At 73.3% G+C, this 25,958-nt stretch carries 28 protein-coding genes and 2 pseudogenes; 14 read left to right on the forward strand and 16 right to left on the reverse strand.

Annotated features, from left to right (window positions below; genetic code table 11):
- Nucleotides 1-144 precede the first annotated feature (144 nt).
- The 3 genes from K8Z49_RS35300 to K8Z49_RS35310 form a co-directional block, all read right to left on the reverse strand.
- The gene (locus K8Z49_RS35300; RefSeq protein WP_412516202.1) at nt 145-621 is read right to left on the reverse strand and encodes a pyridoxamine 5'-phosphate oxidase family protein; all 477 of its coding nucleotides are present in this window, start codon (nt 619-621) and stop codon (nt 145-147) included.
- A gap of 19 nt (nt 622-640) precedes the next feature.
- Nucleotides 641-2,086, reverse strand: coding sequence for an MFS transporter (locus K8Z49_RS35305; protein ID WP_412516203.1), 1,446 nt, complete (start codon nt 2,084-2,086; stop codon nt 641-643).
- Between the two features lie 72 nt (nt 2,087-2,158).
- Complete coding sequence (locus K8Z49_RS35310; protein ID WP_075023844.1) at nt 2,159-2,647, reverse strand: MarR family winged helix-turn-helix transcriptional regulator; 489 nt, start codon at nt 2,645-2,647, stop codon at nt 2,159-2,161.
- Nucleotides 2,648-2,871: 224 nt separating this feature from the next.
- Here K8Z49_RS35310 and trpS point away from each other — a divergent pair, with 224 nt between their 5' ends.
- Nucleotides 2,872-3,921 (forward strand): tryptophan--tRNA ligase, encoded by a 1,050-nt coding sequence (gene trpS, locus K8Z49_RS35315; protein ID WP_412516204.1) that lies wholly within the window; start codon nt 2,872-2,874, stop codon nt 3,919-3,921.
- A gap of 26 nt (nt 3,922-3,947) precedes the next feature.
- On the opposite strand, the gene K8Z49_RS35320 is transcribed toward trpS, so the two are convergent.
- The 4 genes from K8Z49_RS35320 to K8Z49_RS35335 form a co-directional block, all read right to left on the reverse strand.
- Nucleotides 3,948-4,565: a TetR/AcrR family transcriptional regulator gene (locus K8Z49_RS35320; RefSeq protein ID WP_200871702.1), complete on the reverse strand. Its 618-nt coding sequence runs from the start codon at nt 4,563-4,565 to the stop codon at nt 3,948-3,950.
- Complete coding sequence (locus K8Z49_RS35325) at nt 4,555-5,478, reverse strand: saccharopine dehydrogenase NADP-binding domain-containing protein (protein ID WP_412516205.1); 924 nt, start codon at nt 5,476-5,478, stop codon at nt 4,555-4,557. Before K8Z49_RS35325 ends, K8Z49_RS35320 begins: the two co-directional genes overlap by 11 nt.
- Complete coding sequence (locus K8Z49_RS35330; RefSeq protein WP_412516206.1) at nt 5,475-6,284, reverse strand: class I SAM-dependent methyltransferase; 810 nt, start codon at nt 6,282-6,284, stop codon at nt 5,475-5,477. The genes K8Z49_RS35325 and K8Z49_RS35330 overlap by 4 nt, the downstream gene beginning before the upstream one ends.
- A 77-nt stretch (nt 6,285-6,361) precedes the next feature.
- Nucleotides 6,362-7,231, reverse strand: a complete 870-nt coding sequence (locus K8Z49_RS35335; RefSeq protein WP_412516207.1) for a LysR family transcriptional regulator — start codon at nt 7,229-7,231, stop codon at nt 6,362-6,364.
- A gap of 76 nt (nt 7,232-7,307) precedes the next feature.
- Between K8Z49_RS35335 and K8Z49_RS35340 the strand changes: the two genes are divergently transcribed.
- From K8Z49_RS35340 to K8Z49_RS35355, 4 genes and pseudogenes are all read left to right on the forward strand, one after another.
- Nucleotides 7,308-8,024, forward strand: a complete 717-nt coding sequence (locus K8Z49_RS35340; RefSeq protein ID WP_412516208.1) for a glutamine amidotransferase-related protein — start codon at nt 7,308-7,310, stop codon at nt 8,022-8,024.
- Between the two features lie 32 nt (nt 8,025-8,056).
- On the forward strand, nt 8,057-8,695 hold the full coding sequence (locus tag K8Z49_RS35345) for a TetR/AcrR family transcriptional regulator (RefSeq protein ID WP_024934149.1): 639 nt from the start codon (nt 8,057-8,059) through the stop codon (nt 8,693-8,695).
- Between the two features lie 67 nt (nt 8,696-8,762).
- A pseudogene (locus K8Z49_RS35350) lies at nt 8,763-9,440 on the forward strand (winged helix DNA-binding domain-containing protein); the annotation flags it as partial.
- Nucleotides 9,441-9,535: 95 nt separating this feature from the next.
- Nucleotides 9,536-9,781, forward strand: coding sequence for a DNA glycosylase AlkZ-like family protein (locus K8Z49_RS35355; protein ID WP_412521233.1), 246 nt, complete (start codon nt 9,536-9,538; stop codon nt 9,779-9,781).
- A gap of 216 nt (nt 9,782-9,997) precedes the next feature.
- Here the strand turns inward: K8Z49_RS35355 and K8Z49_RS35360 are convergent.
- Nucleotides 9,998-10,267 (reverse strand): annotated as a pseudogene (locus tag K8Z49_RS35360) (MarR family winged helix-turn-helix transcriptional regulator); the annotation flags it as partial.
- A 102-nt stretch (nt 10,268-10,369) separates the two neighbouring features.
- On the opposite strand from K8Z49_RS35360, the gene K8Z49_RS35365 reads away from it, so the two are divergent.
- Nucleotides 10,370-11,122, forward strand: a complete 753-nt coding sequence (locus tag K8Z49_RS35365; RefSeq protein ID WP_024934148.1) for a dioxygenase — start codon at nt 10,370-10,372, stop codon at nt 11,120-11,122.
- A gap of 37 nt (nt 11,123-11,159) precedes the next feature.
- Here K8Z49_RS35365 and K8Z49_RS35370 read toward each other — a convergent pair whose 3' ends face one another.
- Nucleotides 11,160-12,014, reverse strand: a complete 855-nt coding sequence (locus K8Z49_RS35370; protein ID WP_021596482.1) for an NAD-dependent epimerase/dehydratase family protein — start codon at nt 12,012-12,014, stop codon at nt 11,160-11,162.
- A 254-nt stretch (nt 12,015-12,268) separates the two neighbouring features.
- Between K8Z49_RS35370 and K8Z49_RS35375 the strand changes: the two genes are divergently transcribed.
- Nucleotides 12,269-12,781 carry an O-acetyl-ADP-ribose deacetylase gene (locus tag K8Z49_RS35375; protein ID WP_083598361.1) on the forward strand — a complete coding sequence of 171 codons (513 nt, stop codon included), beginning with the start codon at nt 12,269-12,271 and terminating at the stop codon, nt 12,779-12,781.
- On the opposite strand, the gene K8Z49_RS35380 is transcribed toward K8Z49_RS35375, so the two are convergent.
- The gene (locus tag K8Z49_RS35380; RefSeq protein WP_111832355.1) at nt 12,745-13,560 is read right to left on the reverse strand and encodes a TIGR03084 family metal-binding protein; all 816 of its coding nucleotides are present in this window, start codon (nt 13,558-13,560) and stop codon (nt 12,745-12,747) included. The two genes, K8Z49_RS35375 and K8Z49_RS35380, sit on opposite strands and share 37 nt — an antisense overlap.
- A 55-nt stretch (nt 13,561-13,615) precedes the next feature.
- Nucleotides 13,616-15,214 carry an AMP-binding protein gene (locus K8Z49_RS35385; protein ID WP_075023834.1) on the reverse strand — a complete coding sequence of 533 codons (1,599 nt, stop codon included), beginning with the start codon at nt 15,212-15,214 and terminating at the stop codon, nt 13,616-13,618.
- A 220-nt stretch (nt 15,215-15,434) separates the two neighbouring features.
- Between K8Z49_RS35385 and K8Z49_RS35390 the strand changes: the two genes are divergently transcribed.
- Nucleotides 15,435-16,226, forward strand: coding sequence for an SAM-dependent methyltransferase (locus tag K8Z49_RS35390; RefSeq protein WP_075023833.1), 792 nt, complete (start codon nt 15,435-15,437; stop codon nt 16,224-16,226).
- Here the strand turns inward: K8Z49_RS35390 and K8Z49_RS35395 are convergent.
- Nucleotides 16,214-16,972: an SDR family NAD(P)-dependent oxidoreductase gene (locus K8Z49_RS35395; RefSeq protein WP_024934146.1), complete on the reverse strand. Its 759-nt coding sequence runs from the start codon at nt 16,970-16,972 to the stop codon at nt 16,214-16,216. The two genes, K8Z49_RS35390 and K8Z49_RS35395, sit on opposite strands and share 13 nt — an antisense overlap.
- Before the next feature lie 134 nt (nt 16,973-17,106).
- Between K8Z49_RS35395 and mshA the strand changes: the two genes are divergently transcribed.
- From mshA to K8Z49_RS35410, 3 genes are read left to right on the forward strand one after another with little or no spacing between them, the layout of a single operon-like run.
- Nucleotides 17,107-18,429: a D-inositol-3-phosphate glycosyltransferase gene (mshA, locus tag K8Z49_RS35400; RefSeq protein WP_024934145.1), complete on the forward strand. Its 1,323-nt coding sequence runs from the start codon at nt 17,107-17,109 to the stop codon at nt 18,427-18,429.
- Nucleotides 18,426-18,923, forward strand: coding sequence for a YbjN domain-containing protein (locus K8Z49_RS35405; RefSeq protein ID WP_021596489.1), 498 nt, complete (start codon nt 18,426-18,428; stop codon nt 18,921-18,923). Before mshA ends, K8Z49_RS35405 begins: the two co-directional genes overlap by 4 nt.
- A 29-nt stretch (nt 18,924-18,952) precedes the next feature.
- Nucleotides 18,953-19,753: a phosphoglyceromutase gene (locus tag K8Z49_RS35410; protein ID WP_021596490.1), complete on the forward strand. Its 801-nt coding sequence runs from the start codon at nt 18,953-18,955 to the stop codon at nt 19,751-19,753.
- A 52-nt stretch (nt 19,754-19,805) separates the two neighbouring features.
- Here the strand turns inward: K8Z49_RS35410 and K8Z49_RS35415 are convergent, their stop codons facing one another.
- Both K8Z49_RS35415 and K8Z49_RS35420 read right to left on the reverse strand, forming a co-directional pair.
- Nucleotides 19,806-20,291, reverse strand: coding sequence for a carboxymuconolactone decarboxylase family protein (locus K8Z49_RS35415; protein WP_021596491.1), 486 nt, complete (start codon nt 20,289-20,291; stop codon nt 19,806-19,808).
- 96 nt (nt 20,292-20,387) lie between these two features.
- On the reverse strand, nt 20,388-21,569 hold the full coding sequence (locus tag K8Z49_RS35420) for an MFS transporter (protein ID WP_218163854.1): 1,182 nt from the start codon (nt 21,567-21,569) through the stop codon (nt 20,388-20,390).
- Nucleotides 21,570-21,650: 81 nt separating this feature from the next.
- Between K8Z49_RS35420 and K8Z49_RS35425 the strand changes: the two genes are divergently transcribed.
- Nucleotides 21,651-22,064, forward strand: coding sequence for a MarR family winged helix-turn-helix transcriptional regulator (locus tag K8Z49_RS35425; protein WP_021596493.1), 414 nt, complete (start codon nt 21,651-21,653; stop codon nt 22,062-22,064).
- 22 nt (nt 22,065-22,086) lie between these two features.
- Here K8Z49_RS35425 and K8Z49_RS35430 read toward each other — a convergent pair whose 3' ends face one another.
- Nucleotides 22,087-23,160, reverse strand: coding sequence for a WD40/YVTN/BNR-like repeat-containing protein (locus K8Z49_RS35430; protein ID WP_412516209.1), 1,074 nt, complete (start codon nt 23,158-23,160; stop codon nt 22,087-22,089).
- A 47-nt stretch (nt 23,161-23,207) separates the two neighbouring features.
- Nucleotides 23,208-23,870, reverse strand: a complete 663-nt coding sequence (gene phoU, locus K8Z49_RS35435; protein WP_021600145.1) for a phosphate signaling complex protein PhoU — start codon at nt 23,868-23,870, stop codon at nt 23,208-23,210.
- A gap of 178 nt (nt 23,871-24,048) precedes the next feature.
- Between phoU and K8Z49_RS35440 the strand changes: the two genes are divergently transcribed.
- Entirely contained in the window at nt 24,049-25,254 is a 1,206-nt protein-coding gene (locus K8Z49_RS35440) for a sensor histidine kinase (protein ID WP_075023831.1), read from the forward strand.
- On the forward strand, nt 25,251-25,931 hold the full coding sequence (locus K8Z49_RS35445) for a response regulator transcription factor (protein WP_021600143.1): 681 nt from the start codon (nt 25,251-25,253) through the stop codon (nt 25,929-25,931). Before K8Z49_RS35440 ends, K8Z49_RS35445 begins: the two co-directional genes overlap by 4 nt.
- Nucleotides 25,932-25,958 lie beyond the last annotated feature (27 nt).

Consider the following 25,958-nt stretch of genomic DNA (forward strand, 5'->3'; position numbering starts at 1 on the left):
GGGACTGGCCGCTGCCTTCCACTGCGCTGGTGCTCCGTTTCGGGCATTGGTCAGTGCCTTGTCTGGGGGGAGGACCCCCAGACTCCCCGACAAGGGGGCTGGTCGCTGCTTTCCGCTCCGCTGGTGCTTCGTTCCGGGCATCGGTCAGTCCGCGATGACCGTCCCGTAGAGGCGGGAGACGCGGAGGCGGATCACCAGCCGGCGGTCCTTCACCATCTGGTCCAGGAACGCGCGCTCGTCGGCCGGATCGTCGAAGCCGGGCGTCATCGCGAGCAGCTCGCGCCCGGCCGCGTCACCGGGCTCCTCGCTCACGCCGGACAGCTCGGCGGTGCCTTCGGCGACGGCGAACGCCATGTGGTCGGCGCTCGACGCGTGCAGCGCGGCGCGCGGGTCGTTCCGGAGCTGCCTCACCTTCGCCCGCTCGGCCGTCGTGGAGATCCGGGCGACGCGCTCGTCCGGGTCCCACGTGTAGACGACGGTCGACAGGTGCGGGTGGCCGTTCTTCTTGTTGGTGGCGAGGACGGCGAACCGCTGCTCGCCGAGCAGGCGGGCCAGGTCGTCCTCGGTGACGGGCTTCGGGCCGGGCCCCTGGCCGGGGCGGTACTTCGCCGTCTCGGTCATCGTCAGGCTCCTTCGGGCGTCAGGCGCTGGTGGGGACGGTCTCGGCGGGGGCCGCGGCGTCCACCGCGGGCTTCGGGGTGCGCAGGACGAGCAGGGCGACGGCGAGCGCGGCGGCCAGCAGGCCCGCCGACACGGCGAACGCCAGGTGGTAGCCGCCGGTGAGCGCGGCGGCGCCGTCCCGCCCGTCCAGGCGGAGGGACTCGATGCGGGACGCGGCGAGCGTGGTCAGCACGGCGACGCCGACCGCCATCCCGACCTGCTGGACGGTGTTGAACAGCCCGGACGCGATGCCCGCGTCATCGGGGCGGGCGCTGGACATGCCGAGCGAGGTCAGCGACGGCAGGACGAGCCCGGCCCCGGCGACCAGCAGGAACACCGGCAGGAGGTCGGTCACGTAGTCCGCGTCCACCGGGACGGTCGTCAGCCACGCCATCGCGCCGATCAGCAGGAGCAGCCCGCCCACCAGCACGGCCCGGTCGCCGAACCGGTTCGACAGCCGGGCGGAGACGAACAGCGACACCGCCCCGATCATGACGGCCGCGGGCAGCATCGCGAGGCCGGTGTCGAGCGCGCTGTAGCCGAGGACCCGCTGCATGTACAGGGCGACGATCACCTGGAACGAGAACATCGCCGACAGGGTGAGCAGCTGCACGGCGTACGCGCCGGAGACGTTGCGGGAGCGCAGGATGCGCAGCGGCATCAGCGGGGTCGCGGCGCGGGCCTGCCGGACGGCGAACCCGGCGAGCAGGAGCAGCGACACCGCGCCGAGGCCCAGCGTGTGCGCGGAGATCCAGCCGTGCCCCTCGACCTTGACGACCGTGTAGATGCCCAGCATCAGCCCGGACGTGACGAGCAGCGCGCCCCACACGTCCGCGCCCGCCTTCAGGCCGATGCCGCGGTCGCGGGGCAGGGCCGGGAGGGCCAGCAGGATGGTGGCGACGCCGATCGGCAGGTTGATCAGGAAGATCCAGTGCCAGCTGAGCGCGTCGGTGAGGACCCCGCCGAGCACCTGCCCGATGGACGCGCCGGCGGCGCCGGTGAAGCTGAAGATCCCGATGGCCTTGGCCCGCTCCCGGGGGTCGGTGAACAGCGTCACGATGATGCCGAGGACGACCGCGGAGGCGAGGGCGCTGCCGACCCCCTGGAGGAACCGGGCGGCGATCAGCAGGCCGGCCGTGGTGGCGGCGCCCGCCAGCACGGACGCCGCGGTGAACACCGCGTTCCCGGCGAGGAACAGCGTGCGGGGGCCGGCGAGGTCGCCGAGCCGCCCGGCGAGGAGCAGCAGGCCGCCGAGCGGGATCAGGTAGGCGTTCATGATCCAGCTGAGCCCGGCGGGGGAGAAGCCGAGGTCCTCCTGGATGGCGGGGGTCGCCACGGTGACGATGCTGCCGTCGAGGATCGTCATCAGCATGGTGGCGGACAGCACGGCGAGCGCTGCCCAGCGGGAGCGGAGCGGTGCGGACATGGTCATCTCCTGTCTCAGGGACACAGGAGGAACCGTAGCAGATGGTTTTGTTGCGGACTATCTCTGACGGATTTACTTCGTCCGCTCGCGCGCCCGGCGCACTGCCCGCGGGCTCTCCGACGGTGTCGCGAGATGCCCGTTGACCAGGGAGGTCAGTGCCCGGACGAGGGCGTCGCGCTGGTCCTCGGGAAGCGAGCCGAGGGCGGCCTCGTGGACGCCGTCCACGATCTCCTGGCTGCGGGCCGCGACCCGGGCGCCCTCCTCGGTGACCGCGATGATCCGGGCCCTCCGGTCCGTGGACGACGGCCGGCGCTCGGCGAGGCCCGCCTTCTCCAGGGCATCCACCGTGACGACCATGGTCGTCTTGTCCATGTCTCCGATCTCGGCGAGCTGGATCTGAGTGCGCTCCTCCTCCAGCGCGTGCACCAGGACGCAGTGCATGCGCGGCGTCAGCCCGATCTCGGCGAGCGCCGCCGTCATCCGGGTGCGCAGGACGTGGCCGGTGTGGTCGAGGAGGAAGGACAGGTCCGTCTGCGTGCTCGCGGGGGCCATCGACGTCATGCGTCCAGCCTACCCACGATGGTTTCGTTCTAGATTATCTATAGGCAGTCGCATTACGTGGGCTATGCTGACGCCATGAACCGCACCGCGTGTCTGGGCTGGTGGCCGTCCTAGGACGGCCGACACTCACGCACGCCACGGGCCGTCCGCCGGACGGCCCTTTCTCTTTCCTCGGTGACGCGGGCCGGTCCGGCGAGACGGACGGAACCGACGAGGAGAGACCCATGGAGACCATCCCCGAGAGCCTGCGCGCCGCCGAAGCGCGGAGCCGCGAGCTGGAAGAACGCATCGCGGACGACCCCGGGTCGTTCCGCATCCTGACCGGCGACAGGCCCACCGGCCCGCTGCATCTCGGCCACTACTTCGGCACCCTCGCCAACCGCGTGCGCCTCCAGCGCGCCGGCGTGGAACTGATCGTCCTCGTCCCCGACTACCAGGTGCTCACCGACCGGGACGTCGCCGAGCACCTGTCGGAGTACGTCGAGGGGCTCGTCGCCGACCATCTGGCCGCCGGGTTCGACCCGTCCACCGGGACGATGTTCGAGCACAGCGCCGTCCCCGCGCTGAACCAGCTCATGCTGCCGTTCCTGTCGCTGGTGTCGGTCTCGGAGCTGAGCCGCAACCCGACCGTGAAGGACGAGATCGCGGCGTCCCGGCAGGCGTCGGTCAGCGGGCTGATGCTCACCTATCCCGTGCACCAGGCCGCCGACATCCTGTCCTGCAAGGCGAACCTCGTCCCCGTCGGCAAGGACCAGCTGCCGCACCAGGAGATCACCCGCACCATCGCGCGCCGGTTCAACGAGCGCTACGGCCCGGTGTTCCCGGTGCCGGACGCGCTGCTGTCGGCCGCGCCGAGCCTGCTCGGCATGGACGGCCAGAAGATGAGCAAGAGCCGCGGCAACGCCATCGCCCTCGGGGCCACCGAGGACGAGACCGCCCGGCTGATCAGGAGGGCCGTGACCGACGGGGACCGGAACATCACCTACGAGCCGGAGACCCGGCCGGAGGTGTCCAACCTCGTGCTGCTCGCCGCGCTGTGCCAGGACCGCGACCCGCGCCTGGTGGCCGAGGAGATCGGCGGCGGCGGGGCGGCGGCGCTGAAGAAGGTCGTGACCGACTCGGTGAACGAGTTCCTGCGCCCGCTGCGCGCCCGCCGCGCCGAGTTCGCCGCCGACCGGGCCTACCTGCGCGGCGTCCTCGCGGCGGGCGACGAGCGCGCCAACGAGATCGCGGACCGCACGCTGGAGGAGGTCCGGGCCGCCATGTCGTCCTAGCGTGGAGCGTCCTGGTGTGGAGCGTCCTAGCGCGGGGCCAGGCCGCGGAGCGCGGTGGCGACAAGATCGTCCACGGCGTCCAGGGAGACCGGCCGGGCGATCCCCCGGCCCTGGAACAGCACCGACAGGACCGGCTCGTGGCAGGCGCCGACGATCATCGAGGTGGCCGCCTCCACCCGGGCGTCCGGGGCGAGGCGGCCGAGGTCGCGCTCGGCGCGCAGGTAGGCGGCCAGCCGCCGGTTCCAGTCGCCGCTACCGCCGCTCAGCGCCGCGAACCGGGTGAGGACGTCCGGCTGGGCGACCAGCCCGGCCAGCACGGGCAGCAGCCCGTCGTGCAGGCGGAGCCCGTGCTCGACGTACGCGCGCAGGTTCTCCTCGACCGTCCCGGTGCCGGGCTCGGGCAGCGGGGGCAGCGGCCGCTCGACCGCCTCCGCGTGCGCCCGCAGCGCGTGCGCGAGCAGCTCCTCCTTGTCGGAGAAGTGGTTGTAGAGGACGCCGTCGGCGACGCCCGCCTCGCGGGCGATCGCGCGGACGGTCAGGCCCGCCGCCCCCCGCTCGGCCATCATCCGCCGGGCCGTGGCGATCAGATGCTCGCGCAGGGACCGGCCGCCGCCGCCCAGCGCCGCCGCTCTTCTAGGTGACATCACCGGCATCGTATTGAGTCAGCTCGAACCCGTGCGCGGCCAGCTCGGGCAGGAAGCCCGCTTCGACGGCGTCCTCGATGTGCCGGACGCCGGGCGGCACGCCCTCCAGCCGCCGGACGACCAGCGCGGTCGCCAGGCCCGTCGCCCGGCTCTGCCGCCGGCCCGCGAACGCCCGGACGGTCCCGCCGGACGCGGCCGCCACCGCGAACCCGTCCCCGCCGACGTGGACCCGGCTGAACGCGGCCCGCACCAGGCGCAGGTCACGGAACCGGGCGAGCCGGGGGAGGGCGGCGGTCAGCGCGCGGGAGTCCAGGGCGAGACCCGTCCGGACGCTGCCAGGCAGCGTGTACTGGTCGGAGAACGGGAAGCGGTGCACCGTCCGGACGCCGTAGGGCGCGGGGAACCGCATCCGCCACGACTCGCCCAGCCCGCCGAGCGAGCCGAGGGTCCAGTCGACGGCCGACGGCCCGTGCCGCTCCCCGGACCCGATCAGCACGCCGATGTCGACGTCCGCGCCGCGGAACTCGCGGGCCAGCAGGTTCGTGACACCGGGCGCGAGCCCCACGCTCAGCACCGCCGTGGCCTTCCGCTCGCCCGCGAGGCCGTCCAGCTTCTCGATCCCCGCGAGTATCTCGTGCGAGGCGGAGACGTCGACGTAGTGGACGCCCCGCGCCAGGCACGCCTCGGCGACCCGCACGTTCCCGGTCTCCGCGCACATGACGATCGCGTCGGCGTCGATGTCGGCAGGGTCGTCCCCGCGCAGGTCGAGGCGCATCGGGATCGCGCCGTCCACCGTGCGCGCCTTGGCGAGGTCGCGCCCGGCGACGACGATCTCCGGCACGTGCCCGCGCAGGCCGGCGACGACCTCCCGGCCGACGGCCCCGTACCCGCCGAGGATCACGACGCGTCTCATCGGCGGGCCGTCACGAGCCAGGCGGTGCCGCGCAGCCGGACGGCGCCGTCGCGCTCGAACGGGCGCATGGCCTCCGCGACGGCCGCGCGGATCTCCTCGCCCGCGCCGTAGTTGTAGCGGATCGGGCCCCAGCCGGAGAAGAACTCCGCCGCGTCCTGCGCGTCCCGTCCCCAGACCTGCTCGGCCTCCACCTTCCGCGCGGTCACGCCCGTGAACCCGGCGCCCTCCAGGACCTCACGGGCGCGGCCCGGGTCCGACAGCGACAGCGGCCCGTCGTGCCCGACGGCGGGTTCGTCGCGGGCGGGGAGCGCGGCGAAGACCGACGCGAGGTCGGTCTCGCCGAGCGGCGCCATCGACAGGAACGCGAGCCGCCCGCCCTCGCGCAGCGCCCGCCGGACGTTGCCGAACGCGGCGACCGGGTCGGCGAAGAACATGACGCCGAACCGGCTGATCGCGACGTCGAACGCGGCATCGGCGAACGGGTACACCTGCGCGTCGCCCTGCTCGAACGTCACGTTCGCGACGCCCTCCTGCGCGGCGAGGGAGCGGGCCCGGCCGAGCATCGGCCCGGACAGGTCGACGCCCGTCGCGCTGCCGAGCCGGGCCCGCTCCGCGGCGAGCCGGGTGACCTGCCCGTTCCCGCAGCCGAGGTCGAGCACGCGGTCGCGCGGCCCGATCGCGGCGGCGTCCAGCAGGTGCCCGTTGAACCCGCCGTTCGTGGCGTCGTACCGGTCGTACCGCTCGGCCCAGTGCTCGCCCTCGTACCCGTTCCACGCCTCGGCCTGGTGCGTGTTGACGACCTTCATGCCCCGCCTCTAAATGAACGCATGTTCATGAACATGCGTTCATACTGCGTCCATGACGGCCCGGATGTCAAGAAGCGTCAGGTCAGGGCGGCGACGAACGACGCGCTCGCGGCGTCCGGCGTGCGGAGATGCAGCAGTTCCGTGCGGTGGACGATCCGCGGCTCCCCGACCGGGACCTCGACGAGACCGCCGCCCTCCGCCGCACCGGCGGGCAGGACGGCGAGGCCGTGTCCCGCGCCGAGCAGGCCGAGGAGGAGTAGCAGGTCGCCCCCGTCACAGGCGAGGGACGCGCGGAAGCCGTCCCGGACGCCCACCGCCTCCCGGAGCGCCGCCAGCGGGACGGCCGTGTCCGGAGCGTCCAGCCACAGCGCGTCGACGAGATCGCGGAGGTCGAGCCGGGACCGGGACGCCAGCGGGTGCGAGACCGGCAGCGGAACCACCAGCGGCCGTTCGGCCACCGCGACGGCGGTGAGCGGCACGTCCAGCCGCAGCGGGTCGCTGGGCGCGGCGATGCCGTCCACGAGCCCGAGGTCCAGGTCGCCCGTCGCGACGGCCGCGCCGATCCCGGCGCGCGGCAGGACGCGGACGGCGACGTCCAGCCGGGGATGGGCGCGGCGGGCCGCGGCGAGCGGCTCCGCCACATGGACGGCGGCGAGCGGCGAGGCGCCGGCGCGCAACCGGGTCCGGGGACCGGCGGCGAGCCCGGCGATCTCGGACCGCGCCGCCTGGAGCCGCAGCAGGATCGGCCCGGCGTGGTCGAGCAGCCGCGCCCCGGCCTCCGTCGTCCGGACGGGCCGCCGGTGCAGGAGCGTGACCTTGAGGTCGTTCTCCAGCGAGGCGATCTGCTGCGACACCGCGGCCTGCGTGTATCCGAGCTCACCTGCGGCGGCCGAGAACGAGCCCGTCCGGACGACGGTGACGAACGTGCGCAGCAAATGCGGATCCATTGGATAAGTGTTGCTTATCCAGACATCGAAAATCATCGTTGGTGCTTAACCATGCGCGGGCGGCAGGATCGAAGCCATGAGCTTCGTCGCACGTATCGCGCTTGTCGGAGACCGGTCGCCGCACGTCCAGTCGCACGTCCGCATCCCGGGCCTGCTGGAGGCCGTCAGAGACCGGGAAGGCCTGCTGGTCGAGGCCTACTGGATCCCGACCGACGAGGTCGGGGACGGCCTGACGGGCTTCGACGGGGTGTGGCTCCTGCCCGGCAGCCCCTACAGGAGCGAGGCCGGCGCCGTGGCCGCGGCGCGCTCCGCAAGGGAGGGCGGGATACCCGTCCTGGGCACGTGCGGCGGCTTCCAGCACATGGTGCTCGAATTCGCCCGCAACGCCTGCGGCCTCCCGGCGGCCGGGCACGCCGAGTACGACCCCGCCGAGGAGGACCCGGTCATCGCGCCGATGGCCTGCTCGCTCGCCGGGCACGAGGCGGAGGTGAACCTGCTCCCGGGCTCGTCCGCCGAGAAGATCATGGGGACGACGCGCAGCATCGAGCGGTTCAACTGCGCGTTCGGCCCGAACCCCGCGTACCTCGACCTGCTCGCGGCGCACGGCCTGCGCTTCACCGGCCACGACGACGACGGCCAGGTCCGCATCGCCGAGCTCCCGGACCACCCGTTCTACTTCGCCACCCTCTTCCAGCCCGAACTGGCCGGCGACGGCACCCGCCCCCACCCGGTCATCACCGCCTTCACCACCGCCTGCGCCTCCCGCGCCCAGGACGGCATCGGCGTAGAGTAGAACGGAATTCTTCGTTCCCTTATGATGGGGGCATGGAGACGACGGCACGGGCGCCCATGAGCGGGCGCAAGGCGCAGGCGGCACGCAACGACGAGCTGATCCGGGAAGCGGCCCGGGCGGTGTTCACCGCCGACCCGGGCGCGCCGATCTCCGCGGTGGCCGAGCACGCCGGGGTGGGGATCAGCGCCCTCTACCGCCGGTACAAGAGCAAGGAGGACCTGCTCCAGAAGCTCGCCGACGACGGGATGGACCGCTACCTCGCCGAGGTGGAGCGGGCCCTCGACGACGACGGCGACGCGTGGGAGGCGTTCGCCGGCTTCATGCGCCGCTGCCTGGACATCGGCGCCGGCTCCCTGACCATGCGGCTCGCGGGCGCGTTCCCCGTCACCGAGGCCATGAGCCGCAAGGGCCAGGAGATCCATCTCGCCACGACGCGCCTGCTGGAGCGCACGAAGGAGGAGGGCGCGCTGCGGCCCGAGATCGAGGTCGGCGACATCTCGGTCATGCTGGAGTACCTGCACGGCATCCGGATCGGCGACGACGAGCGGATGAACCGGCTCCAGCACCGCTACCTGGCCCTCATGCTGGACGCCCTGCACCTGACCGACCGGCAGGAGCTTCCGGGCCCGCCCCCCACCTGGCAGGAACTGCGGGGCCGGTATGGCGGCTGAGATGCTGGGACGCAGGGACCTGAACCGGGCGCTGCTGGCCAGGCAGCTGCTGCTCGAACGGCACGCCATGCCCGCCCTGGACGCCATCGAGCACCTCGTGGGCCTCCAGTCGCAGGCTCCCGGCCCGCCGCACATCGGGCTGTGGAGCAGGCTCGCCGGCTACGCGTTCGACGAGGTCGCGCCGCTGATGACCGACCGCCGGGCGCTGCGGATCGTGCTGATGCGCGGCACGCTGCACCTCGTCAGCGCCCGCGACGCCCTGGCCCTGCGGCCGCTCACCCAGGTGATCCTCGACAACCACCTGAGAGGCCGCCGGGCCGACCTCGACGGCATCGACCTCGACGCCGTCGTCGCCTGGGCCCGCGACCGGCTGGAGGAGGAGCCGCGCACCGACAAGGAACTCCGCACCCTGCTCGCCGAACGGTGGCCGGACGCCGACGCGGCGCTGCTCGCCTGGGCCGTCCGCTGCAGCGTGCCGCTGGTGCAGGTGCCGCCGCGCGGCATCTGGGGCGCGACCGGGATCGCGCGGCACACGACCCTGGAGGCGTGGCTCGGGCCGGCGGAATCCGTTCCTTCCGTGGACGATCTGGTGTTGCGCTACCTGGGTGCGTTCGGGCCGGCGAGCGTCCGGGACGTCCAGCACTGGTCGGGGCTGACCCGGCTCGGCGAGGTCGTGGAGCGGCTGCTGCCCAAGCTCGTCACGTTCCAGGACGAGGAGGGGCGGACGCTGTACGACCTGCCCGAGGCGCCGCGTCCCGATCCGGAGACGCCGGCGCCCGTGCGGTTCGTCCCCGACTTCGACAACCTGCTGCTGTCGCACGCCGACCGGGGGCGCGGATCATCACCGAGGAGCGGCGCAAGCGCGTCTTCACCGTCAACGGCATCATCCGAGCGACGTTCCTGGTCGACGGCTTCGTCCACGGCATGTGGACGATGGAGAAGAAGCGCGGCGAGGCGACCGTGCGCATCGACCCGTTCGACCCGATCCCTGAGCGGGACCGCACCGCCCTGGAAGAGGAGGGCATGCGGCTCCTCGCCGCCGCGCACCCGGAGGCGAAGGCGCACCGCGTGGAGTTCGCCGCCTAGCGCGCGCAGGGCGCCTCGCGGTCCGGATCGAGGGAGGTCAGCAGGGCGCGCAGCGCCTCGCGGAACTGGAGCATCTGCTCGCGGCTCAGCCGGGTCGAACAGGTGCCGCCTGACCTCGGCGACATGGCCCGGTGCCGCTTCGGCGAGCACGGCGTACCCTGCGTCGGTCAGCCGGCAGATCGTGGTGCGGCGGTCGGAGTCGTGCTTGCACCGCGCCACCCAGCCGGCCTCCTCCAGCCGGTTGACGGCGTGGGACAGGCGGCTCGGCGAGGAGTAGACGACCTCCGCCAGCTCGGTCATCGTCAGCGCGCGCCGGGGTGCCTCCGACAGCATCGCCAAGATCATGTAGTAGGTGTGCGGCAGGCCCGAGTCACGCTGGAGCTGGCGGTCGAGGGCCTCGTTCAGCAGTCTGGACGTCCACAGGAAGGCGCGCCAGGTCTCCTGCTCGTCGTCGTCGAGCCACCGTGTCCCGGTCGTCTCCGTCATGCCGCCAGTCTACCCAAACGTTTGAATCCTCAAGACTTGAAGATTCAATAAAAATGGATATAGTTGAAGTCTCAAGTAAGAGGGGTGATCACGATGGCCCGGATGCCCGTCCTGTACCTCAGCCACGGCGCACCGCCGCTCGCCGACGACCCGCGGTGGCCCGGCGAGCTCTCCCGCTGGTCGGCCGACCTGCCGAAGCCGGAGGCGGTCCTGATGGTGTCGGCGCACTGGGAGGAGGCGCCGCTCAGCGTCGGCGCGACACGGCGGGTGCCGCTCGTGTACGACTTCTGGGGGTTCCCGGAGCGGTACTACACCGTCCGGTACGACGCGCCCGGCGCCCCCGGCCTCGCCGAGGACGTCCGCAAGCTCCTGCCCGGCGTGCACCAGGACGAGGAGCGCGGGCTGGACCACGGCGCGTACGTGCCGCTCGTGGAGATGTATCCGGACGCCGACGTCCCCGTGCTGCAGATGTCGATGCCCACCCTGGACCCGGAGCGCCTCTTCGAGATCGGGCGCGGCCTCGCGCCGCTGCGCGACCAGGGCGTACTGATCATCGGGAGCGGGTTCACCACGCACAACCTGCGCGAGATGCGGCCGGACTTCGACGCCGAGCCGCCGGCGTGGTCGGCGGAGTTCGACGAATGGGCGGACCGGGCCGTGACGGGCGGCGACGTCGACGCCCTGCTCGACTTCCGCGCCAAGGCCCCCGCGGCGCGCATCGCGCACCCGCGGACCGAGCACTTCGCGCCGCTGTTCATGGCGCTCGGCGCCGACGCGGACGCGCCGTCGCGGCGGCGGTCGGTCATCGACGGCTACTGGCTCGGCCTGTCCAAGCGCTCGTTCCAGTTCGGCTGACCGGACCGGCCGGAACGTTCCCTCGCGGGCCCGGCGGTCAGTCCGCCCGGACCGCCGAGTCCATCTGCGCGAAACCGGTGCGCCACGACGCGACCTGCGGCTTCCACCCGAGGCTCAGCGCCTTGGCGTTGGAGGCCGCGCGCCCCGTCGCCGCCGCGTGCCGTCCCGCGTTGCCCGGCGTCGGCGCGCCGAGCGCCGCGCTGTAGACGGGCAGCCAGTCCGCCGTGGTCGCCGGCTCGTCGTCGACGATGTTGACGGCTCCGGCGGGCCAGTCGAGCGCCGCGAGCGCCGCCGAGGCCGCGTCGTCGGCGTGCACGAACGACGTCCAGGACGGCGCGAGGCGCAGGCTGCCCGCGCGCACGCGCTCGGCGATCGCCCCGTCCGGCGCGTACCAGGTGCCCGGGCCGTAGAGCGCGCCGTAGCGCAGCACGACGCCGCGCGGCATCTCCGAGACGGCGCTCTCCAGCGCCGCGATCCCCTCGTACGGGGGCAGGTTCGCGTCGAGCGGGTCGGTCTCCACTGCGGGCGCGTCGCCCGGGACGTACAGCCAGGCGATGCTCTGCGCGACCATCGTCTCGACGCCCGCGGCCTTGGCGGCGTCGACGAGGTTCCGGGTGCCCGCGATCCGCAGATGCGAGTTGGCCTCGAAATCCTCGTCGGCGAGGTCGGTGAGCTGGTGGATCACGGCGTCCGGGTCGATGGCGGCCACGGCGGCGCGGACGTCGCCGGTGTTGAGCACGTCCAGGACGACCGGCGACGCGCCGAGCTCGCGCAGCATACCGGCGCGTTCGGACCGGCGCGTCGTCCCTGCGACCTCATGGCCCGCCTGGACGAGCAGCGGGATCAGCCGGCGACCGACGACTCCGGTCGCTCCGGCGAGGAGAATCTTCAAGGGGGTACCTCCGCGACTGTCGCGCCCTCGCGCATCGTCTGCTCTGGTGTCTGTATGCACTGGTCACGCCCGGCGTTCCGCATGGACACCCCCCTGCGTCCGGCCGGACGACGTCGGACGAGCAGCACCCACCCCGGAGCCTCGTCCGCCATGAGCGTACCGCCGGGAAGCGCCCGAACGCGTTTCGCGTCCACCCCCCGGCAGAGAATTCTTCTCTTCTGATGGGGTTCGGCCACACTGGAGGAACGGCGCAGATGAAGATCACTCTCGTCCGGGGCGACATCACCGAGCAGGAGGTCGGCGCGGTGGTGAACGCGGCCAACTCGTCGCTGCTGGGGGGCGGCGGGGTGGACGGCGCGATCCACCGCAAGGGGGGTCCCGAGATCCTGGACGAGTGCCGCAAGCTCCGGGCGTCGCAGTACGGCGGCGGGCTGCCGACCGGCCAGGCCGTCGCGACGACGGCGGGGCGCCTCCCGGCCGACTGGGTCATCCACACCGTCGGTCCCGTCTACTCCTCCACCGAGGACCGCTCCCACCAGCTCGTCTCCTGCTACCGCGAGTCGCTGCGCGTCGCCGACGAGCTGGGCGTGGAGTCGATCGCGTTCCCGGCCGTGTCGGCGGGCATCTACGGGTGGCCGGTGGCCGACGCCGCCCGTATCGCGGTCGGGACCGTCCGGACCACGTCGACCAAGGTGACCGAGGCCCGCTTCGTCCTGTTCACCGCGGACGCCTACGAGGCGTTCGAGCGGGCCGTGGGCGAGCCGTAGCCGGGCGGCCGGCCAGGTCCGGGCGGGCCGGCGAAGGCCTGCGCGATGTCCAGCCAGCGTTCGGCGTCCGGTCCGGTGGCGGTGAGGGCCAGGTCGTCGCGGTGGCGGCGCTGGGTGACGGCGTGGCAGAAGTCGAGCGCCGGGCCGGTGACGGACTGGCGGGCGTCCGGCGGGCCCCACGTCCACTCCTCGCCGTCCGGTCCGCGCAGGGCGACGCGGAACTCCTCGGCGGGCGGCTCCAGGCCGCGGGTGCGGAACGAGAAGTCGCGGGTGCGGACGCCGATGTGCGCGACGTGCCGCAGGCGGTGCGTGGGCGCGCGGCGCTCCCCGAGCGCGTCGGCGACGTCCTCGCCGTGCGCCCAGGTCTCCATGAGCCGCGCGGTCGCCATGGACGCGACGCCCATCGGCGGGCCGAACCAGGGCAGGCGCGTGCCCGGCGGGAGGGCGGCGAGGGCGTCCACCATGCGGCGGCGCCCGTCGCGCCAGCGGGCGAGGAGGTCCGCCGGGTCCTGGGCGGCGCCCGCGCGGGCGCCGTCCTCGACGAAGCCCTCCGGGTTCGCGAGGGCCGCTTCGATGATCTTGGGGAACGCCTCCGGGTCGGCGGCCGCGACGAGGGCCTGGCCGTCGGTCCAGGCGAGGTGGGCGATCTGGTGCGCGATCGTCCAGCCCTCCGCCGGGGTCGGGTCGGCCCACCGCGCGGCGGGCAGCGGCGTGACCAGGGCGTCGAGCGAGTCGCCCTCGGCGGCGAGGTCGGCGAGCAAGCTGTGCAGGTCCGGCATCACGCCAGGATCCATCACCGCGAACCGCCGCGTACAGGGCCCGGCAGAATCCCGTTCAGTCGAGGAGCGCCCGCGCGGCGGGGTAGTCGGCCTTGCCGTTGGGCAGGCGCAGGCCGGCGTCGGTCCGCACGAAGGCCTTCGGGATCTTGTAGCGGGCCAGGTGCGCGGCACAGCCCGCGCGCAGCTCGCCGTCCGGCGGGGCGCCGGCGGGGGAGACCACCGCGACGATCTCGGCGCCCCAGCGCTCGCTGAACCGGCCGAGGACCAGGGCGTCCGCGACGCCGGGCAGGCCGCGCAGGACGGCCTCGACCTCCTCGGCGAACACCTTCTCCCCGCCGGTGTTGATCGTTGTGGCCTCGCGCCCGCGCACCTCGACCGTGCCGTCGGCGAGGAGGCGCGCCCGGTCGCCCGGCACGACGAGGCGCTCGCCGTCCACCGTCAGGAAGGTGGCGGCGGTCCTCTCCGGATCGCCGAGGTAGCCGAGCGGGATGGAGCCGCCCTTGGCCAGCCAGCCCAGCTCGTCCTCGCCGGGCGCGAGCCGCCGGGACCGGTCGGCGCTGAGCACGGCCGTGCCCGCCGCCATCGCGAACGTCCGCGCGGACGCGCCGGTCCGGGTGACCTGGAAGCCGCTCTCGGACGAGCCGAGGACGTCCACGATGCGCGCGTGCGGCAGGAGCTCCAGGATGCGCTCCTTCACGGCGGGGCTGATGGCGGCGGCCGAGTTGACGAACGTCCGCAGCGGGCGCAGGTCGTGCGGCCGGGCCTCCAGCGCCGCGGCGACCGGGCGGGCGAACGCGTCGCCGACCAGCGGCATCCGTGTCGCCCGCTCGCGCTCGGCGGTGGCCATCAGGTCCGCGGCGTCCAGGCCGTCCACCCGGTCGGGGAACACCACGCACGCGCCGGCGCACCAGCCGCCGAGCGCCGACCAGGTGCCCGCGCCGTGCATGAGCGGCGGCCCGACCAGCACCCGGACGTCGCTGCGCACGGCCCGCTCGACCGCCTCGCCGAGATCGGTGAGCGGGCTCCCGTCGCGGCGCCGCATGCCGAGCGGCCCGAGCATCAGGTCGCCGATGCGCCACAGCACGCCCTTCGGCATCCCCGTCGTGCCGCCGGTGTAGAGGATGTGCAGGTCACCGGCGCCGGGCCGGACCGGGAGCGGCTCGGGCGACGCCTTGGCCAGGGCCTCCTCGTAGTCGAGCGCGCCGGGCAGGAGCGCGGCGCCGGACCCGTCCGCCACCTGGAGGAGGAGCGGCCGGACGCCGAGCCGCTCGACCACGCGGCCGATGGCGTCCGCGAACCGCGCGTGGTAGAGCACGGCGGCCGGGCGCGCGTCGGCGAACAGGTGGGCGAGCTCGTCGTCGACGTACCGGTAGTTGACGTTGAACGGCGCGACGCGGGCCCTGTGCGCGCCGACCAGCCCCTCCAGGTACTCGGGCCCGTTGTGCAGGTAGAGGGCGAGGTGGTCGTGGGGCGACTCGGACGGGCCGGACGCGGCGCCGGTCGCCCCGAGGCCGCGGGCGTGCAGGACGCCCGCCAGCCGGCGCGTCCGGTCGGCGACCTCGCGCCAGGTCATCCGGCGGTCGCGCCACACCAGGCACTCGCGGTCGGGGATCGCGGCGGCGATGGCCTCGTGCAGGGTCGCCAGATCGAGCATCGGCACTCCTCTGGGGGCGGCGTCGGGGCAGGCGGCTGCGCAGCACCGTAACCGACGACTTACCGAATCATGTTCAGCGGGGTTGGCGGACAGGGCGGGAAGCGCGGGCAACAGCGGTGTTCGCGGCAACAGCGGTAATCACGGCAACGGAGGCCTCAAGGCATAGGCGGCGACAAGGAACAATTGCCGCGTGCCCCCAGTCCCCAGGCCGCGGGGGGAGGTGACCCGCGGCACCACCGCCCCCAACCGGCTCCGCCGGATCGACCGCTGGATCGCCGCCACCCAGACCCGCGCCCTGCGGTCGGACGCCCGGCCGCTGGCCGTCGACCTCGGCTACGGCGCGTCCCCCGTCACCACCCTCGAACTGCACGCGCGGCTCCGCGCGGTCGCGCCGCGCCTGGAGGTCGTCGGCATCGAGATCGAGCCCGCGCGGGTCGCCGCCGGGGTGGCCTTCCTCGCGCAGGCCGGGCCCCGCGACGGGCTGTCGTTCGCGCGCGGCGGGTTCGAGCTGCCGGTGCCGCGCCCGCCCGTCCTGGTCAGGGCGTTCAACGTCCTCCGCCAGTACGGCGAGCCGGCGGCCTGGCGGGCATGGGACGACCTGCGCGCGCGCCTGGCCCCGTCCGGCGTCCTGGTCGAGGGGACGTGCGACGAGATCGGGCGCCGCGCGGTCTGGGTCACGCTGACCCGGGACGGCCCGCGGACGATCACGTTCGCCGCCCATCTGCCCACCCTCGACCACCCGTCGGCCCTGGCCGAGCGGCTGCCGAAGACGCTGATCCACCGCAACGTGCCGGGCGAGCCCGTCCACGAGTTCCTGACCGCGTTCGACCGGTGCTGGGCTACCGCCGCGCCGCATTCCGCGTTCGGCCCCCGCGCGCGCTGGGTCGAGGCCGTGTCACTGCTGGCGCGAACCCATCCCGTCCTGGCGAGCCCCCCGTTCGGTGGCCGGAACCGGTGGCGCCTGGGTGAGGTCACGCTTCCGTGGGAGGCGGTCGCCCCTCACTCCCGGTGAAGCTTGTACGGGGCGGCCTGCACGCGCGGCTGGACGTCGATCCGGTCGATGTTCACATGCGGCGGACGCGTGACGGCCCACGCGACGCAGTCCGCGATGTCGTCGGCGACCAGCGGCTCGGGCACGCCCTCGTACGGCTTGACGGCCTTCTCCTCGTCCCCGTGGAACCGGACCAGCGAGAACTCCTCGGTCTTCACCAGCCCCGGCGACACCTCGGTGATCCGGACGGGCTCGGCGACCAGCTCGAGCCGCATCACGTCGTTGACGGCGTAGGCGGCGTGCTTGGCCGCGTTGTACCCGCCGCCCCCCTCGTACGGGACGTGCGCGGCGATCGAGGTGATGTTGACGACGTGCCCCGCGCCGCTCTCGATCAGCTTCGGCAGGATCGCCTTGGTCACCCGTACGAGACCGAGGACGTTCGTGTCGTACATCGCCTGCCACTCGGCGAGGTCGGCCGTCGCGACGGTGTCCATGCCGAGCGCGCCGCCGGCGTTGTTGACCAGGACGTGGCAAGGGCCGACCGCCGCCGCGAGCGCGTCCACCGACTCCTGCGACGTCACGTCCAGCGTCACCGGCGCCACCGCGCCCGCCCCGGGCACGGTCTCGGCGATCTCCTTGGCGAGGGCGTCGAGGCGGTCCCGGCGCCGCGCGGCGAGCACGACGTTGAACCCCTCCGCCGCCAGCCGCCGCGCCGTGGCGGCCCCGATCCCGCTGCTTGCTCCGGTCACTATCGCGGTCTTACGCATGCGCCAAGCCTCCCAGGTCCCGGCGCGCCTGAGACCGGTGAGGTCGGTCACCCTGGCGGCCGGTCACGGTTGGCCCCCACGCGGAGGGAACACCCCACGCGGTGGATAGGTTGCACTACTGGAGGTGGTGTCCGGTGTCGCGTCGTATCAACCGGGTTGCGACGGTCAGTGTTCATACTTCCCCCCTCGACCAACCGGGGACCGGCGACGCGGGCGGCATGAACGTCTACATCGTCGAGGTGGCCAAGCGGCTCGCCCGGCGCGGCGTCGAGGTCGACATCTTCACCCGCGCCACGTCGCGGGCCCTGCCCCCCGTCGTCGAGCTCGCCCCCGGCGTCCTCGTCCGCAACGTCGTCGCCGGGCCGTTCGAGGAGCTGGACAAGACCGAGCTGCCCCGGCACCTGTGCGGCTTCACGTCCGGAGTCCTGCGCGCCGAGGCGTGCCACGAGCCCGGCCACTACGACCTGCTCCACACGCACTACTGGCTGTCCGGCCAGGCCGGCTGGGCGGTGAAGCAGCGGTGGGGCGTCCCGCTCGTCCACTCCATGCACACGATGGCCAAGGTGAAGAACGCGGCCCTCGCCGACGACGACAATCCGGAGCCCGCCGAGCGCGTGCTCGGCGAGCAGCAGGTCGTGGCCTCCTCCGACCAGCTCGTCGCCAACACCGCCAAGGAGGCCCGCGAGCTCGTCGACCTCTACGACGCCGACCCCGCGCGGGTCGCCACCGTCAGCCCCGGCGTCGACCTGTCGCTGTTCCGCCCCGAGTCGCCGATCCTCGCCCGCAGCACCGGCCTCCTCCCGCACCGCACCGGGCCCGCGCGCCGCCGCCTCGGCCTGCCCCGCGACGCCTACGTGCTGCTGTTCGTCGGCCGCATCCAGCCGCTCAAGGCCCCCCACGTGCTGCTGCGCGCGGTCGCCCGCATGCTCGACGACGACCCGGCGCTGCGCCGCAGGCTCGTCGTCGCGGTCGTCGGGGGACCCAGCGGCTCCGGGCGCTGCCGCCCCGAGGGCCTGCAATCGCTGGCCGCCGCGCTGGGCATCTCCGACGTCATGCGGTTCGAGCCGCCGAGCCCGCAGCCCGAGCTGGCCGACTGGTACCGGGCCGCGGACGTCACCGTCGTCCCGTCCCACAGCGAGTCGTTCGGGCTGGTCGCCGTGGAGTCCCAGGCCTGCGGCACGCCGGTCGTCGCGTCCCGCGTCGGCGGGCTCTGCACGGCCGTCGCGGACGGCGAGTCCGGCGTGCTGGTCCCCGGCCACGATCCCGCCGACTACGCGGCGGTCCTGCGCCGCCTGCACGACGAACCGGGCCTGCACGCCCGCCTCGCCCGCGGCGCCGTCCGGCACGCGGACGGCTTCGGCTGGGACGCCACCGTCGACCGCCTCCTGGACGTGTATACCGGTGCCATGACTATCCCGGCCGCCCACGCCGCTCCCTCCGCGGAGGTCACCGCATGAGCGAAGCTGCTGTCGACACCATCCGGAAGACGCTCAAAGCAGCCGAATTGGAGTTCGACGAGCCGCGCGAGAACGCCTTCTTCGTCAAGCTCCCCGGGCAGCACAAGCTCGCCACCATGACGTGGCTGATCGTGGGCGACCACTCCCTGCACGTCGAGGCGTTCTTCTGCCGCCGCCCCGACGAGAACCACGCCGAGTTCTACCGGTTCCTCCTGGAGAAGAACGGCCGCATGTACGGGGTCGCGTTCGCCCTCGACGACGTCGGCGACGTCCACCTCGTCGGGAGGGTGCCGCTCGAATCGGTCTCCCCGGACGAGATCGACCGGCTCCTCGGCTGCGTCCTCACCTACTCCGACGAGAACTTCGACAAGGCCCTGGAACGCGGGTTCAAGTCGTCCATCCAGCGCGAGTGGGACTGGCGCGTCAAGCGCGGCGAGAGCCTCGCCAACCTCCAGGCCTTCGCCTCCTTCGCGGACCCGGCCAACCGCGAGTGACCCGCACCGGGCCGATAGGCTCTGGTCCCATGGCGACCCTGGTATTGCTCCGGCATGGCGAAAGCGTCTGGAACGCGGAAGGGCTGTTCACCGGCTGGGTGGACGTCGACCTGTCCGCGAAGGGCGAGAGCGAGGCGACCAAGGGCGGCGACCTGCTGCTCGACGCCGACATCACCCCCGACGTGCTGCACACCTCGCTGCTGAAGCGGGCCATCCGCACCGCGAACATCGCGCTGGACGTGGCCGACCTGCTCTGGATCCCCGTCAAGCGCTCCTGGCGCCTCAACGAGCGCCACTACGGCGCCCTCCAGGGCAAGAACAAGGCGCAGACGCGCGAGGAGTTCGGCGAAGAGCAGTTCATGACGTGGCGCCGGTCCTATGACACCCCGCCGCCGCCCATCAAGGACGACGACCCGCTCTCGCAGGTCAACGACCTCCGCTACGCCGAGTTGCCGTCCGAGCTGATCCCCCGCACGGAGTGCCTGGCGGACGTCGTCGACCGGCTCCTGCCGTACTGGTACGACTCGATCGTCCCCGACCTGGCCGCCGGGCAGACCGTCCTCGTCGCCGCGCACGGCAACTCCCTGCGCGCCCTGGTCAAGCACCTGGACGACGTCTCCGACGAGCAGATCGTCGGGCTCAACATCCCGACCGGCATCCCCCTCGTCTACGAGTTGGACGACGACTTCGCCCCCCTCAAGCGCGGCGGCGAGTACCTGGACCCGGCCGCCGCCAAGGCCGCCATCGAGGCCGTCAAGAACCAGGGCGCCGGCAAGCCCCCCGTGGCCCCCAAGGACGCCCCCAAGTCCAAGCGCGGCCGCAAGAAGTAGCCCGGCAGGGGCCGCCGTCCGCGGACGGCGGCCCCTGCCCGGCGGTTTCCGATCAGGCCGACATGGCGTCGAGCATCCCGGCCTTGTAGAACCCTCCCTGGTTGCGCACGATCACGTTGAAGCGGTTGGTCGCGTTGATCATGGCGATCACGGCGACGAGCGCGGCGATCTGCTCGTCGTCGTAGTGCTCGCGCACCTGCGCCCAGGTCTCGTCGGACACGCCCTGGTGGGCGTCGGCGATCCGGGTGCCCTCCTCGGTGAGCGCCAGCGCGGCCCGCTCGGCGGGCGTGAACACGGTGGCCTCGCGCCAGGCGGCGACCAGGTTCAGCCGGACCGCGGTCTCCCCGGCGGCCGCGGCCTCCGTGGCGTGGATGTCGATGCAGAGGGCGCAGCCGTTGATCTGGCTGGCGCGCACCTCCATCAGCTCCATGGTGGCCTTCGGCACCGCCGACTCCTTGATCATCATGCCGACGCCGTGGAACCGCTTGGCCATCTTGCCGCCGAAGGCGGTGGACATCAGGTCGATACGGGGTCCCATGAGTTCGTCCTCCCTAGTGGGGTGCGCGCCGCGCGGATCGTTCCCGCGGCCTCCGAACATGGAGATGCCGGCGACCTGGTCGATGTGACACCAAGGTCATGTGTCCTGTGCCACCCGTGACGGCAGGGCGGTGACCGCCCGCCCGTCGCCGCGGTGGATGTGGACGGCCAGCACCAGCCCGGCGAGCGTGAGCAGCGCCGCGGCGGGGAGGAGGGAGCGCACGCCCGGCCCGTCGCCGATCAGCGTCCCGCCGAGCCAGCCGGCGAACGCGGCGGCGACCTGGAAGCCGGACGCGTTCACGGCCACGGCGAGGGTCGGGGCCGCCCCCGCGCTGGTCAGTACGCGGGCCTGCATGCCCGGGATGATCGCGAAGGCGAGCACGCCGAGCACGAAGGTCAGCACCGCCGCGAGCGGCCGGACGCCGGCGACGGCCCAGAACAGCCCGAGGACGGCCGCCAGCGCGCTGAGGAGCCGGATCAGCGAGGGCATCAGGGCCCGGTCCGACAGCCGGCCGCCGAGGAGGTTCCCGATGACCGCGCCCGCGCCGTACACGAGCAGCAGCACCGGGACGGCGCCCTCGCCGAAGCCGCCGATCCCGGTCAGCAGCGGCGCGATGTAGGTGAAGACGGTGACGGCGCCCACGTTGCCGAGGGCGGTGAGCGCGATGGCGAGGCGGACGTCCCGTCCGGCGAACACGCGCAGCTCGCCGCGCAGCGACCCGGGCGCGGCGCCGGGGGCGGCCGGGACGGAGCCCAGCACCATCGGCAGGGCGACGGCGGCGATCGCGGCGACCGCCGCGAAGGCGGCCCGCCAGCCGAGGTCCTGGCCGACCAGGGTGCCGAGCGGGGTCCCGAGGACGATGCCGAGGTTCATCCCGAGCGCGACCTTCGCGATCGTGGACGCCTCCCGGCCCGGGGCCGCCATCGAGACGGCGGTGGAGATGGCGACGGCGAAGAACGTGGCCACGACCAGGCCCGCGGCGAACCGCGCCGCGAGCAGCACGGGGTAGTTCGGCGCGAGCGCCGAGCCGAGGTTGCCCAGGACCGACACGGCGACGAGCCCGCCGATCAGCGGCCTGCGCGGCAGCCGCGCGGTCAGCGCGGTGACCACCGGCCCGCCGACGATCATGCCGAGCGCGTAGGCGCTCACCAGCCGCCCGGCCTCGGGAACCGACACCGACAGGTCGCGGGCCACGTCGGGCAGGATCCCGGCGATCACGAACTCGCCGGTGGTCAGGCCGAAGACGACCAGCATCAGGGACAGGAGGGGAACGGGCACGCGAGGGCTCCATATGCTTCGAACTCGTATGATTCGAACTAGCAATATCATGACTCGAAGCACATGGGCTACACTCGGGGCATGGACGAGCAGATGGACCGGGACGTGTGCAAGCTCGTCCACAAGTTCGCGCAGCGGCTCGACGTCCACGTGCGCCGCATCGCCGACGAGGTGGGCATGACCGCGAGCCAGGTCGTCGCGCTCCGGGAGCTGTCCGAGCCGATCACGGCGCGCGAGCTCGCCCACCGCATGGCCTGCGAGGCCTCCAACGCCACCTTCGTCCTCGACCGGCTCGAAGGGCAGGGCCTCGTCGAGCGCCGGCCGCATCCCACGGACCGGCGCGCCAAGCAGATCGTCCTCACCCCGGAGGGCGAGCGCGCCCGCGCCGGCGTCGTCGAACGGCTGAGCGCCCACTCGCCGCTCACGCCGCTCAGCCCCGCCGAGCAGGACTCCCTGCGCGACCTCCTCCAGACCCTGCTCGCGGAGCCCGCGTAGTCACGCCGCCGGGATCCTCGCCCTAGCCGGTGAAGGTGAGGCGGGCCGCGCGGCCCTTCTCGCCGGACGCCCAGCAGCCGCCGCCCGGCACGCAGTCGACGGTGTCGAAGCTTCCGGTGTCGAACCGGGTCCAGGTGCGGCCCCCGTCCAGGGAACCGTCGCTGCCCGTCGGGCCCACGGCCAGCGCGGCCGGGCCGAAGTACGCGAGCCCCGAGCGGTACTCGGCCGGGGGACGGCGTGCCGCCCGCCACGTGCGGCCCCCGTCGGAGGTCGTCGCCGCGGCCGTCGGGGACGGCTCGCCCGGCCGGTAGTCACCGCCCACCGCGACGCCGTGCCGGGCGTCGCGGAACGCCACCGCGAACACCCCCTGGGACGGGCTGCTCGGCAGCGGGGTGTCGGCGACCGTCCAGGTGAGGCCGCGGTCACGGGAATGGAACACCCGCGACCGGGAGCCGCCGCCCGTCGCGAGCCACACGTCCCGGGGCCCATGGCTCACCAGGCACTGCCCGCCGGCGGCGAACCCGGCCTCGCCCTCCAGCGCCGGCGGCATCCCCTCGTCCGGCAGCACCCGCCAGGTGCGCCCGGCGTCGCTGGTGGAGATGATCCGGAACCGGCCGTCGACCGGGTCGCTCATGGCCAGCCCATGCCGGGAGTCGAAGAACGTGACGCAGTCGTAGAACGCCCTGGGATCGTCGTTCTGGAAACCGAGCGTCCAGCTCCGGCCGCCGTCCGAGGTCGCGTAGACGCGCGACGCGTCGCCTTCGCCGATGGCGAGGACGACGGCCCGCCGCGCGTCGAACGCCTCGATGTCGCGGAACTCCAGCCCGGCCGCGTCAGGCGGGGCGACGTCCTGCCACGTGCGGCCGGCGTCGGTCGTCCGCAGGACCGCCCCGCCGCTGCCCGCCAGCCAGGCGACCTTCCCGCTCACCGCCGCCAGCCCGCGGAAACGCGCGTCGCCGCCCGTCGGCGTGAGCCGCCAGCCGGGCCCGCCGGCCGCCGCCCGCGCGGTGCCCGGCACCGCCAGCGACGCCGCGATCACCGCCCCGCACGCTCCCGCCACGGCCAGGGTCCGGACCAGCGCCCGCATCGGTCTCATGGGGCGCAAGCTAACGCGTGATGATCAAGCCGTCCAGGCCCGGCGGGTCAGGGCAGCTCGGTGATCTCCTCGGGCCGCTGGCCCGTCACCAGGTAGACGACGTTCTCGGCGACGTGCACGGCGTGGTCGGCGAAGCGCTCGAAGTAGCGGCCGGCCAGCGTGATGTCGACGGCGGGCTCGACGCCGTGCCGCCACTTCGGGGACAGCAGGATGTCGAACAGGCGGCGGTGGAGGCGGTCCATCTGGTCGTCGTCGGCGTCCAGCTCCAGGCCCATCTCCACGTCCTGCGACGCGATGACGCTGCCCGTCTTGGCGATCATGCGCTCGGCGATCTGCCCCATCTCCAGGACGGTCGCCTGCAGCTCCGGCGGGACGGCCGACTCGGGGTGCCGGCGCCGGGCCGTCTTGGCGATGTGCACGGCGAGGTCGCCCATGCGCTCCAGGTCCCCGCTCATCCGCAGCGCCGTGATCAGCGTGCGCAGGTCGCCGGCGACCGGCTGCTGGCGGGCCATCAGGTCGAACACGGTCGCCTCGATGGCGGCGTCGATCTTGTTGACGTTCTCGTCCCCGCTGATGACCTCCTCCGACAGCCGCAGGTCGGCGTCCAGGAGCGCGGTCACCGCACGGGCCATCGCGGACCGTACGAGGCGGGTCATCTCCACCAGGCTGTCGGTGAGGGAGTCGAGTTCCTCGTGGTAGGCGTCGCGCAATTGAAGATCCTTTGGTGTGGTACCGGACCCGCCGGGGGCCGGGCGGACTCGCCCACGCCACAGCCTGCCGCATGACCGTGAACACCCCCGGATAACAAAGTGAACTTTGGAGGAACGAGAGGGCGACGACCAGGTCCGCGGTAAAGGATCGGCCCGAACGCCGCTTACGATCCGAGGTGTGGAGGTCGAGATTGTCGCGAGCCTTGCCGGGCTCGCCGGGCTCGCGATCGGGCTAACGACTGGATTGGCGGTGCGCGTGAGCGAGCGGGCCCAGCGGACGGCGGTCCCGGCGGCACCGGTGGGCAGCCTGCCCCCCGGCGTCGCCTCGGTGCTCAGCGTCCTGCGGTCCTCGGCCGTGGTCGTGGACGGCGAGGACAGGGTGCTGCGGGCCAGCTCCGCCGCGCGGGCGTACGGGCTGGTCAGCGGCGACCGCCTGGTCGTGGACGAGGTGCTGGCGATGGCCCGGCTCGTCCGCCGGGACGGCGAGATCCGGGAGACCGAGATCCAGGTCGCGCCGACCGGGCCGCGCAGCCGCGCGGACGGCCGCTGGTTCGCCGTCCGGGTCGCGCCGCTCGGGTCGCACGGGCTCGTCCTGGTGCTCGCCGAGGACCTCACCGACATGCACCGCACCGAGGCCATCCGCCGCGACTTCGTCGCCAACGTCAGCCACGAGCTGAAGACCCCGGTCGGGGCGCTGGCGCTGCTCGCCGAGACCGTCGAGGGCGCCGCCGACGACCCCGAGGCCGTCCGCCGGTTCGCCGGGCGGATGCAGTACGAGTCGGTGCGGCTCACCAACCTCGTCCAGGACCTGATGACGCTGTCGCGCGTCCAGGGCGACGAGCCGCTGCCCGAGCTGGCCCCGGTCGACATGGACGAGGTGATGGCCGAGGCGCTCGACCGCTGCCAGATCAAGGCCTCCGCCAAGGACATCGAGCTCGCGTCAGGCGGCGAGGACGGCCTGCGGGTCCGCGCCGACCAGGAGCTGCTGGTCACCGCGCTGCGCAACCTCGTCGACAACGCCGTCGCCTACAGCCCCGAGCACACCCGCGTCGTCGTGTCGACCCGCAAGAGCGACCACTGGCACGTCGAGGTGAACGTGACCGACCAGGGCATCGGCATCCCGGACGCGGAGATCGAGCGGATCTTCGAGCGGTTCTACCGGGTCGACCCGGCCCGCTCCCGCCAGACCGGCGGCACCGGGCTCGGCCTCGCCATCGTCAAGCACGTCGCCGGCAAGCACGGCGGCGACGTGACGGTGTGGAGCAAGGAGGGGCACGGGTCGACGTTCACGATCCGGCTCCCGCTGCTCGACACCCCCCGCCGTCCCGCCGCGGGGACCAACGCCAGAGCCCTAGAGAACACCCGCCGGGAGGCAACACCGTGACCCGCGTGCTCGTCGTGGAAGACGAGGAGTCGTTCAGCGACGCACTGTCGTACAACCTGCGCAAGGAGGGCTTCGAGGTGGCCGTCGCCGCCACCGGACCCGACGCGCTGGACATCTTCGAGCGCAACGGTGCCGACCTCGTGCTCCTCGACCTGATGTTGCCGGGCCTGCCCGGCACCGAGGTGTGCCGGGAGCTGCGCGCCAAGTCCAGCGTGCCGGTGATCATGCTGACCGCCAAGGACAGCGAGGTCGACAAGGTCGTCGGACTGGAGCTCGGCGCCGACGACTACGTCACCAAGCCGTTCTCCACCCGGGAGCTGATCGCGCGGATGCGCGCCGTCCTGCGCCGCCAGGGCGAGGTGGAGGAGCCCGCCCCGGCGGCGCTGGAGGCCGGCCCGGTCCGGATGGACGTGGAACGGCACGTCGTCAGCGTCGGCGGCGACCCCGTCCAGCTCCCGCTCAAGGAGTTCGAGCTGCTGGAGGTGCTGCTGCGCAACGCCGGGCGCGTCCTGACCCGGATGCAGCTCATCGACCGCGTGTGGGGCGCCGACTACGTGGGGGACACCAAGACGCTGGACGTCCACATCAAGCGGCTCCGCGCCAAGATCGAGAAGGCGCCGTCCACGCCGCGCTACATCGTCACCGTCCGCGGGCTCGGCTACAAGTTCGAGCCGTGATGTGAACGCGAGAACGGCCCGTCCTCG

It is taken from the genome of Actinomadura madurae (assembly GCF_047130825.1).
In the GTDB taxonomy this organism is placed as follows: Bacteria; Actinomycetota; Actinomycetes; order Streptosporangiales; family Streptosporangiaceae; genus Spirillospora; species Spirillospora madurae.

What these genes read in the sequence shown, in the direction of transcription:
- K8Z49_RS35415 (WP_021596491.1), bottom strand. Translation starts at nt 20,291, where the DNA reads ATGGGACCCCGTATCGACCTGATGTCCACCGCCTTCGGCGGCAAGATG.
- K8Z49_RS35300 (WP_412516202.1), bottom strand. Translation starts at nt 621, where the DNA reads ATGACCGAGACGGCGAAGTACCGCCCCGGCCAGGGGCCCGGCCCGAAG.
- K8Z49_RS35430 (WP_412516209.1), bottom strand. Translation starts at nt 23,160, where the DNA reads ATGAGACCGATGCGGGCGCTGGTCCGGACCCTGGCCGTGGCGGGAGCG.
- K8Z49_RS35310 (WP_075023844.1), bottom strand. Translation starts at nt 2,647, where the DNA reads ATGACGTCGATGGCCCCCGCGAGCACGCAGACGGACCTGTCCTTCCTC.
- trpS (WP_412516204.1), top strand. Translation starts at nt 2,872, where the DNA reads ATGGAGACCATCCCCGAGAGCCTGCGCGCCGCCGAAGCGCGGAGCCGC.
- K8Z49_RS35385 (WP_075023834.1), bottom strand. Translation starts at nt 15,214, where the DNA reads ATGCTCGATCTGGCGACCCTGCACGAGGCCATCGCCGCCGCGATCCCC.
- K8Z49_RS35395 (WP_024934146.1), bottom strand. Translation starts at nt 16,972, where the DNA reads ATGCGTAAGACCGCGATAGTGACCGGAGCAAGCAGCGGGATCGGGGCC.
- K8Z49_RS35320 (WP_200871702.1), bottom strand. Translation starts at nt 4,565, where the DNA reads ATGTCACCTAGAAGAGCGGCGGCGCTGGGCGGCGGCGGCCGGTCCCTG.
- K8Z49_RS35375 (WP_083598361.1), top strand. Translation starts at nt 12,269, where the DNA reads ATGAAGATCACTCTCGTCCGGGGCGACATCACCGAGCAGGAGGTCGGC.
- K8Z49_RS35365 (WP_024934148.1), top strand. Translation starts at nt 10,370, where the DNA reads ATGCCCGTCCTGTACCTCAGCCACGGCGCACCGCCGCTCGCCGACGAC.
- K8Z49_RS35410 (WP_021596490.1), top strand. Translation starts at nt 18,953, where the DNA reads ATGGCGACCCTGGTATTGCTCCGGCATGGCGAAAGCGTCTGGAACGCG.
- K8Z49_RS35305 (WP_412516203.1), bottom strand. Translation starts at nt 2,086, where the DNA reads ATGTCCGCACCGCTCCGCTCCCGCTGGGCAGCGCTCGCCGTGCTGTCC.
- K8Z49_RS35330 (WP_412516206.1), bottom strand. Translation starts at nt 6,284, where the DNA reads ATGAAGGTCGTCAACACGCACCAGGCCGAGGCGTGGAACGGGTACGAG.
- K8Z49_RS35405 (WP_021596489.1), top strand. Translation starts at nt 18,426, where the DNA reads ATGAGCGAAGCTGCTGTCGACACCATCCGGAAGACGCTCAAAGCAGCC.
- K8Z49_RS35340 (WP_412516208.1), top strand. Translation starts at nt 7,308, where the DNA reads ATGAGCTTCGTCGCACGTATCGCGCTTGTCGGAGACCGGTCGCCGCAC.
- K8Z49_RS35325 (WP_412516205.1), bottom strand. Translation starts at nt 5,478, where the DNA reads ATGAGACGCGTCGTGATCCTCGGCGGGTACGGGGCCGTCGGCCGGGAG.
- K8Z49_RS35345 (WP_024934149.1), top strand. Translation starts at nt 8,057, where the DNA reads ATGGAGACGACGGCACGGGCGCCCATGAGCGGGCGCAAGGCGCAGGCG.
- K8Z49_RS35335 (WP_412516207.1), bottom strand. Translation starts at nt 7,231, where the DNA reads ATGGATCCGCATTTGCTGCGCACGTTCGTCACCGTCGTCCGGACGGGC.
- K8Z49_RS35380 (WP_111832355.1), bottom strand. Translation starts at nt 13,560, where the DNA reads ATGCCGGACCTGCACAGCTTGCTCGCCGACCTCGCCGCCGAGGGCGAC.
- K8Z49_RS35425 (WP_021596493.1), top strand. Translation starts at nt 21,651, where the DNA reads ATGGACGAGCAGATGGACCGGGACGTGTGCAAGCTCGTCCACAAGTTC.